The organism is Serratia sp. TSA_7 (assembly GCF_052692135.1).
Genome location: NZ_JBQZFU010000008.1, coordinates 188,423 through 194,805, shown reverse-complemented (window position 1 = coordinate 194,805; position 6,383 = coordinate 188,423). Strand labels below are relative to the sequence as shown.

6 protein-coding genes are annotated in these 6,383 nt (G+C 59.5%); 4 read left to right on the top strand and 2 right to left on the bottom strand.

All coding sequences use genetic code 11. The features are described from left to right. Positions 1 to 91: 91 nt before the first annotated feature. Complete coding sequence (gene gorA / locus ACUTQW_RS21255) at positions 92 to 1,444, bottom strand: glutathione-disulfide reductase (protein ID WP_006328703.1); 1,353 nt, start codon at positions 1,442 to 1,444, stop codon at positions 92 to 94. A 128-nt stretch (positions 1,445 to 1,572) separates the two neighbouring features. Continuing rightward, complete coding sequence (locus tag ACUTQW_RS21250; RefSeq protein WP_006328702.1) at positions 1,573 to 2,415, bottom strand: 23S rRNA (adenine(2030)-N(6))-methyltransferase RlmJ; 843 nt, start codon at positions 2,413 to 2,415, stop codon at positions 1,573 to 1,575. A 135-nt stretch (positions 2,416 to 2,550) separates the two neighbouring features. Here ACUTQW_RS21250 and ACUTQW_RS21245 point away from each other — a divergent pair, with 135 nt between their 5' ends. The 4 genes from ACUTQW_RS21245 (at position 2,551) to rsmJ (ending at position 6,351) form a co-directional block, all read left to right on the top strand. Further along, positions 2,551 to 2,955, top strand: coding sequence for an ASCH domain-containing protein (locus ACUTQW_RS21245; RefSeq protein ID WP_166729183.1), 405 nt, complete (start codon positions 2,551 to 2,553; stop codon positions 2,953 to 2,955). A 17-nt stretch (positions 2,956 to 2,972) separates the two neighbouring features. Next, positions 2,973 to 3,434, top strand: coding sequence for an HIT family protein (locus tag ACUTQW_RS21240; protein WP_064799227.1), 462 nt, complete (start codon positions 2,973 to 2,975; stop codon positions 3,432 to 3,434). Positions 3,435 to 3,554: 120 nt separating this feature from the next. Continuing rightward, complete coding sequence (prlC, locus tag ACUTQW_RS21235; RefSeq protein WP_020439952.1) at positions 3,555 to 5,597, top strand: oligopeptidase A; 2,043 nt, start codon at positions 3,555 to 3,557, stop codon at positions 5,595 to 5,597. Positions 5,598 to 5,604: 7 nt separating this feature from the next. Further along, positions 5,605 to 6,351 carry a 16S rRNA (guanine(1516)-N(2))-methyltransferase RsmJ gene (gene rsmJ, locus ACUTQW_RS21230; protein WP_037433800.1) on the top strand — a complete coding sequence of 249 codons (747 nt, stop codon included), beginning with the start codon at positions 5,605 to 5,607 and terminating at the stop codon, positions 6,349 to 6,351. Positions 6,352 to 6,383 lie beyond the last annotated feature (32 nt).

The window sequence follows — 6,383 nt, the reverse complement described above, 5'->3', positions numbered from 1 at the left end:
AAGTTCATCGGGCGTTATAAGGCTGAAAAGTGTCAACCTATATCAGGACTAGTCACGTTTATCCAGCGGCCTTGGCCACCGGGCAGGCAAATCAACGCATGGTAACGAACTCTTCCGCTGCGGTCGGGTGGATCGCCACGGTGTTGTCGAAGTCCTTCTTGGTGGCGCCCATCTTGATGGCGACGGCGAAGCCCTGCAGGATCTCGTCCATACCCAGGCCGATGCCGTGCAGGCCGACAATCTTCTCTTCTTTGCCCACGCAGACCAGCTTCATGCGGCACGGTTGGCGGTGCTGCGTCACGGCGCTGTACATGGCGGTGAAGGAAGACTTATACACTTTCACGCTGTCGGCGCCGAATTTCTCGATAGCTTCCGGCTCGGTCAGCCCGATAGTGCCGATCGGCGGGTGGCTGAACACCACGGTGGCGATGTTGCTGTAATCCAGGTGCTCTTCCGGCTTGTTGTTGAACAGGCGTTCGGACAGGCGGCGGCCGGCGGCGACCGCGACCGGGGTCAGTTCAACCGCGCCGGTGTTGTCGCCCACCGCGTAAATGCCTTTTACGCTGGTGTTCTGGTATTTATCGACGTCGATATAACCATTTTCGTTGGTTTTCACCCCGGTAACGCTCAGGTTCAGGTTATCGGTCGCCGGTTCGCGGCCAATCGCCCACACCAGGCTGTCGACGGTGAATTCCTTGCCGTTTTCCAGTTGCAGCGTCAGGCTGCCGTCGGCGTTCTTGACGATGGCTTTCGGCACGGATTCGGTGTGCAGGCTTGGCCCTTCGGTGTTCATCACTTCCACCAGGGTCTCGACAATCATCGGATCGAAGGTGCGCAGCGGTGCGTGTTTACGCACGAACAGGTGGGTTTCGGCCCCCAGTGCGTTCATCACGCCGGCGATCTCCACCGCGATATAGCCCGCGCCGACCACCGCAACGCGTTTTGGCATCGCATCCAGCTCGAAGAAGCCGTCTGAATCGATACCGTATTCGGCACCCGGAATGTCAGGGTGGCTCGGGCGGCCGCCGGTGGCGATCAGGATATGGTCGGCGGTGATCTTCTCGCCGTTCACTTCCACCGTGTGGGCGTCGATAAAGCGCGCGAAACCTTTAATCACGTCGACTTTGTTTTTGCCCAGCACGTTGTCGTAGGAATTATGGATACGGTCGATATAAGCGGTGCGGTTGGCGACCAGTTTCTTCCAGTCAAAGGCGTTGACGGTGGTATCGAAGCCGTAATCCGGGCCGTACAGGTGGATGGCCTCGGCGATCTGCGCCGCGTGCCACATGACTTTTTTCGGTACACAACCCACGTTTACGCAGGTGCCGCCCAGTTCCTTGGCTTCAATCAGTGCGCATTTCTGGCCATACATGGCTGCCCGGTTGATCGATGCGATGCCGCCGCTGCCGCCGCCAATTGCTAGATAATCGTAATGTTTGGTCATCTGGGATTTCCATGAATTGTGTGAATCGAAGAGGGTAAGAGTTTAACGCCTGATACGGGTTTGTCGCAAAGGTTGCGTCGATGGTTGCGATAGGTGGGGTGAAGGCGCGGCGTACCGCGCCCGGGGGCTTATTCCGGCACCACCCAGTTCACCAACTGGTGGCCATTGCCCGAAGGCACCAGCGTTTTGTGCAGCCACGGCAACACGTTCTTCATCTGTTGTTCCAGCTTCCACGGCGGGTTAATCACGATCATACCGGAGGCGGTCATACCGCGCTGATCGCTGTCGGGCCTTACCGCCAGTTCGATCTGCAAAATATTGCGGATGCCGGTGGCTTCCAGCTCTTTGAGCATGCGTTTGATCTGCTGGCGCATCACCACCGGATACCACAGCGCGTAAGTGCCGGTGGCAAAGCGTTTATAGCCTTCCTGCAAGCCTTTGATCACGTCCTGATAATCGGTTTTCATCTCGTACGGTGGGTCCATCAGGATCAACCCGCGGCGCGACAGTGGCGGCAACTGGGATTTCAACTGCTGGTAACCGTCGGCACGTTGCACCTTGGCGCGTTCGTCTTTCTGGAACTCGCTGCGCAACAGCGGGAAATCGCTCGGGTGCAGCTCGGTCAGGTGGATTTTATCCTGCGGGCGCAGCAATTGACGGGCAATCAGTGGGGAGCCAGGGTAGTAACGCAGCCTGTCGGTGCGGTTAAAGTTGCGTATCACGCTCATGTAAGCCGCCAGCTCTTCCGGCAGATCGTCACGTTGCCACAGCAGGCCGATGCCTTCCAGGTATTCCCCGGTGCGTTCGGCGTGCTCACCGCTCAGCTGATAGCGCCCTGCGCCGGAGTGGGTATCCAGGTACAGGAAAGGTTTGTCTTTTTCTTTCAGCGATTCAATGATCAGGCTCTGAACGGTGTGCTTGAGCACGTCGGCGTGGTTGCCGGCGTGGAAACTGTGGCGGTAACTTAACATGGCTGGTGGTAATTCCTTGTGCTCCTGCGGAGCATGCTGAACAGAATGAAGGCTTATAATCTGCACAGTATAAACTGTCTGGCAGGGAAAAACTGAACTGCGTTGCCGCAGGTCATTAAAGGGAGCGATAAGACGATGAGCGAAAACGCGATTTTGGACCGCTACCCCGACGCTGCGCGTTGGGCATTCGGCGATGGGCCCGAGTTGGCCAATGAACTGCTGCAGCGGGTGCTGAGCGGGGATAAAACGGCGACCTGCGGTTCTTATGCCAGTTACCGGCAAGAGAAGTCGCCTATGCTGGGCGATTATAGCGTCATCCTTGATGGACGTGGGGAGCCCGCCTGCGTGATCAGAACGCTCTCCCTGCGGCTGATCCGCTACTGCGACGTCACCGCCGAGATGGCGGCCAAAGAGGGGGAAGGGGATAAAAGCCTGGCGTTCTGGCAGCAGGGGCACCAGGCTTTTTTCAGCCGTGAAGGCAGCTTCGCACCGGATATGTGGCTGGTGTTTGAAGAGTTTGAATTGGTAGAGGCGATTTGATCAGATAAGGAGCGATGATGAGCTGCATCTTTTGCGACCTGGTGGCAGGCAAAGTGCCGTGCCATAAAATCTGGGAGGACGACGCGCATATGGCGTTTCTGTCCATTTACCCGAATACCGAAGGTTTCAGCGTGGTGATCCCCAAGGCGCATTTTGACAGCTACGCCTTTGCGCTGCCGGACGAGGCGCTCAGCGAACTGATGCTGGCGACCAAGCGGGTGGCGCAATTGCTCGACCGGGCGTTTGACGACGTGGGCCGCTGCGGCATGGTGTTCGAAGGCTTTGGCGTCGATCATGTGCATGCCAAGCTAATCCCGATGCACGGCACCGCCGGGCTGGATCACTGGCAGCCGATAGAGTCCAAATCGACCAAGTTTTTCGATCGTTACGAGGGGTATCTGTCTTCTCACGATGCTGCGCGCGCCGACGATGGGCATCTGGCGGAATTGGCGGCGAAAATCCGCCAGAGCACTATTTAAGGCACTATCTATCAACGCCCGGCCATTGATTTTCCCGCTGCTTGGCTCCATGTTAGAGATTCATTCGCATTTTAAGGCCTGCCCGCTGCGGCGGGCCCCAACGCTAATCAGGACTGCCCTATGACAAATCCGTTGCTGACACCGTTTTCCCTGCCGCCGTTTTCCGCCATTCGCCCTGAAGATATCGTGCCTGCGGTGCAATCCGCGCTGGCCGATTGCCGCGCTGCGGTAGAGCGCGTGGTTGCGCAGCCGGGGCCGTTCACCTGGGATAATCTGTGTCAGCCGCTGGCGGAGTCGGACGATCGCCTGTCGCGCATCTGGTCGCCGGTCGGGCACCTGAACTCGGTCAAAAACAGCCCGGAGCTGCGTGCCGCCTACGAGCAGGCGCTGCCGCTGCTGTCTGAATACGGCACCTGGGTGGGCCAGCATGAGGGGCTGTACCAGGCCTATCGCAGCCTGAAAGAGGGCGAAGGGTTTAACCAACTGACCGCGCCACAGCGCAAGTCGGTGGAAAACGCGCTGCGTGATTTCGAACTGTCGGGCATTGGCCTGTCGGCGGAAAAACAACGGCGCTACGGCGAGATCGTCGCGCGCCTGTCCGAGCTGGGTTCTACCTACAGCAACAATGTGCTCGACGCCACCATGGGCTGGAGCAAACTGATTACCGACGAAGCCGAGCTGAGCGGCCTGCCGGAAAGCGCGCTGGCACAGGCCCAGGCGATGGCGCAGGCCAAAGAGCAGGACGGCTGGCTGCTGACGCTGGATATGCCGAGCTACCTGCCGGTGCTGACCTACGGCGACAACCGTGCGCTGCGTGAAGAAATGTACCGCGCCTTTGCTACTCGCGCTTCCGATCAGGGGCCGAACGCCGGCAAATGGGACAACAGCGAAGTGATGGCGGAAACGCTGGCGCTGCGCCACGAACTGGCGGAACTGCTGGGCTTCGCCAGCTATGCCGACAAATCGTTGGCGACCAAAATGGCGGAAAACCCGGAGCAGGTGCTCGGTTTCCTGAGCGATCTGGCCAAGCGCGCCCGGCCGCAGGCCGAGAAAGAGCTGGCGCAACTGCGCGCCTTCGCCAAACAGCATTACGGCGTGGATGAGCTGGAAGCCTGGGACATCACCTATTACGGTGAAAAACAAAAACAGCACCTGTTCTCCATCAGCGACGAACAGCTGCGCCCGTACTTCCCTGAACAGCGCGTAGTAGAAGGGCTGTTCGAAGTGGTGAAACGCATTTACGGCATCACCGCCAAAGAGCGCAAGGATGTGGATACCTGGCATCCTGAAGTGCGCTTCTTTGACCTGTTCGATGCCGACGGCGAACTGCGCGGCAGCTTCTACCTTGACCTGTACGCGCGTGAAAACAAACGTGGCGGTGCCTGGATGGACGACTGCGTCGGCAGCCTGCGCAAGGCCGACGGCTCGCTGCAAAAACCGGTTGCCTACCTGACCTGCAACTTCAACCGCCCGCTGGGCGACAAACCGGCGCTGTTCACTCATAACGAAGTGACTACGCTGTTCCACGAGTTCGGCCACGGTCTGCACCATATGCTGACCCAAATCGACACCGCCGGCGTCTCCGGCATCAGCGGCGTGCCGTGGGATGCGGTCGAGCTGCCGAGCCAGTTTATGGAAAACTGGTGCTGGGAGCCGGAAGCGCTGGCCTTTATCTCCGGCCATTATCAGAGCGGCGAGCCGCTGCCGAAAGAGATGCTCGACAAGCTGCTGGCGGCCAAAAACTACCAGGCGGCGCTGTTTATCCTGCGCCAATTGGAGTTCGGTCTGTTCGATTTCCGCATGCACGCCGAGTACAGCCCGGAAAAAGGTGCGCAAATCCTGCCGACGCTGGCGGAAGTGAAAAAAACGGTGGCCGTGGTGCCTTCACCAAGCTGGGGCCGCTTCCCGCATGCCTTCAGCCATATCTTTGCCGGCGGTTATGCGGCGGGTTATTACAGCTATCTGTGGGCGGAAGTGCTGTCTGCCGATGCTTACTCGCGCTTTGAGGAAGAGGGGATTTTCAACGCCGAAACCGGTAAATCCTTCCTCGACAACATCCTGTCGCGCGGCGGTTCGGAAGAGCCGATGGAACTGTTCAAACGCTTCCGTGGCCGTGAGCCGCAGCTGGATGCTATGCTGCGCCATTACGGCATTAAAGGATAACCCACCGGTGAGCGTGTGTTTATTGTGTGAAGAAGGCGCCGATCCCGGCGCCTTGTCCATTCTGGCGGAGCGCTGGCAGTTAACGTCGGATGACGACGCGCCGATGGCGCTGGTGTTGACGCCGCAGCGGCTGGAGCTGCGCAAACGCGACGAACCCAAGCTGGGCGCGATTTACGTCGATTTCGTTTCCGGCACCCTGGCGCATCGGCGTCGCTTCGGCGGCGGGCGCGGTGAGGCAGTGGCCAAGGCGGTCGGCATCAAGGGCAGTTACCTGCCGGAGGTGGTGGACGCGACCGCCGGGCTGGGGCGTGATGCCTTTGTGCTGGCTTCGCTGGGCTGCAAGGTGCGGATGCTGGAACGCAACCCGGTGGTAGCGGCGCTGTTGGATGACGGGCTGCAACGCGGCTATCAGGATGTGGAAATCGGCCCGTGGCTGCGCGAGCGCTTGACGCTGCTGCACGCCTCCAGCCTGACCGCGCTGACCGGCCTCGATCCACGGCCCGAAGTGGTGTATCTCGATCCTATGTATCCGCACAAGCAAAAAAGCGCGCTGGTGAAGAAAGAGATGCGGGTATTTCAGTCGCTGGTGGGCAGCGATGACGACGCCGACGGCCTGCTGGAGCCTGCGCGTCGGCTGGCGACCAAACGCGTGGTGGTGAAGCGGCCGGATTACGCCCCGCCGTTGGCCAACGTGCCTGCGCACGCGGCCAGCCTGACCAAAAGTCACCGCTTCGATATTTATATGCCGCTGTAAGCTTATTCCCAGGGGGCGAACATCTTCGCCCC

Bases quoted from the DNA above. Each gene is read 5' to 3' on its own strand.
- ACUTQW_RS21245 (WP_166729183.1), top strand. From the start codon at position 2,551: ATGAGCGAAAACGCGATTTTGGACCGCTACCCCGACGCTGCGCGTTGG.
- ACUTQW_RS21240 (WP_064799227.1), top strand. From the start codon at position 2,973: ATGAGCTGCATCTTTTGCGACCTGGTGGCAGGCAAAGTGCCGTGCCAT.
- prlC (WP_020439952.1), top strand. From the start codon at position 3,555: ATGACAAATCCGTTGCTGACACCGTTTTCCCTGCCGCCGTTTTCCGCC.
- gorA (WP_006328703.1), bottom strand. From the start codon at position 1,444: ATGACCAAACATTACGATTATCTAGCAATTGGCGGCGGCAGCGGCGGC.
- ACUTQW_RS21250 (WP_006328702.1), bottom strand. From the start codon at position 2,415: ATGTTAAGTTACCGCCACAGTTTCCACGCCGGCAACCACGCCGACGTG.